Consider the following 1,444-nt stretch of genomic DNA (forward strand, 5'->3'; position numbering starts at 1 on the left):
TAGCTTTTACTCTGGCGTGCTCCGTTATAAAGTCGATAATGCCTGAGACGACTTCATCGCGAATCTCGCGGTGATTGTGAATTTCATGGCGGTAGCCTGAATACAGTTTTGTTTTCACTTGATGGCCCGTTTCCAGCAGCCAATTAGAAACCGCATAGACGCCTTCGCCATATCTTCCGACCGGATCTTCATCACCGGCGATATTGTAGATAGGTATATCAGTAGGGACTTTCTCGGACCATTCCGTCCCCAGGATTTGTTGAATCATTTGAGCAAACTGATAAAGTGATTGAATATTAGGGACGGAAATGAAGTTGTTGAACGGATCATTGGCGTGGTCCACCACAATGTCCGGATCTTTACTGATCCAGTCGTTCGGCGTGTTTGGATTTTCAATTCGCTCCGTCATCCATTCAAACATTCGATTTTGATAGTCTGGGGCCACTTGTTCGCCGTTTCCTGCATCAATTTCAGCCTTTAATTCAGAGACAATATTTTCCATCTCAGGGAAAATTTCTGAAGTCCCGCACAAGATTAAACCGTCCAGCTCTTCGCCATATTTCGTCGCATATAGTCGGGCAATCATAGAGCCCATGCTGTGGCCAAACATGAAATAGGGCAGGTCACCGTAGTCTTCCTTGATTAGTTCGCGCAGTTTTTGTTCATCTTCGGCCATTGTCATATAGCCTTTATCTCCCCAATTCGACCAGTTGTCGGAATCATAAGCGGTCTTTCCATGTCCGACATGGTCATCGGCGGCCACGACAAAACCGGCCTCATTCAACATCAAAATCATATGGAGATATCGGCGTGAATGTTCACCATACCCATGAACGATTTGAACGACCCCTATAGGTTCGCGAATGGGAGTATAAATCCATCCCTTTACCGTCTCGATCTCATTAAACGACTTAAATTCAACTTCATGAATTGCCATTTTTACAGCCTCCTTATAAACTGTAGAATGTTGTATAAATCCCCTTTATCATGTATTGCTAAAATACATTATAATCTATAATGTAAGCACTGTCAAAATTGTTTTGTTGACTTACTCGATGGAAATATTTCTGCTAAAATTACGTCCAAACGTTGATATGATACTGAAAAGAGTGGTCATGTTGAACGAAGAAAGGAATCAATATAAAATGAAAATGATATTTATCTCTCTTTTAACTGTCGCTGTCTTAGCCGGATATTCTGAAACTGCTGAAGAAACACCCCAAACAAATTCACCTGATGAGACGACAGCAGTTACCCAATCAACATCGGACACTTCTGACTCAGAAACAGCAACCGAAGAAAATCTTTCCGAATCTGAGGAAGAGTCGCCCAATGAAAAATACAAAGAACTAACCATCCAGGATTATTTTAATCCGGAAAAGCTCTTTGTCAAATAGTTTTGATAAGAAGTTTAAGAGGATACAGTTCAACTGTATTCTCTTTT

The 1,444-nt window shown here is 41.4% G+C and carries 2 protein-coding genes; one reads left to right on the forward strand and one right to left on the reverse strand.

Annotated elements, in window-relative coordinates:
• Window positions 1–937 (reverse strand): alpha/beta fold hydrolase (locus NE257_RS11030; protein WP_251886481.1); only part of this gene is annotated, 937 nt, incomplete at its 3' end.
• 208 nt (window positions 938–1,145) lie between these two features.
• Here NE257_RS11030 and NE257_RS11035 point away from each other — a divergent pair.
• On the forward strand, window positions 1,146–1,397 hold the full coding sequence (locus tag NE257_RS11035; protein WP_251850908.1) for a hypothetical protein: 252 nt from the start codon (window positions 1,146–1,148) through the stop codon (window positions 1,395–1,397).
• Window positions 1,398–1,444 lie beyond the last annotated feature (47 nt).

This window comes from Enterococcus italicus, assembly GCF_023743875.1.
Lineage (GTDB): Bacteria > Bacillota > Bacilli > Lactobacillales > Enterococcaceae > Enterococcus_G > Enterococcus_G italicus.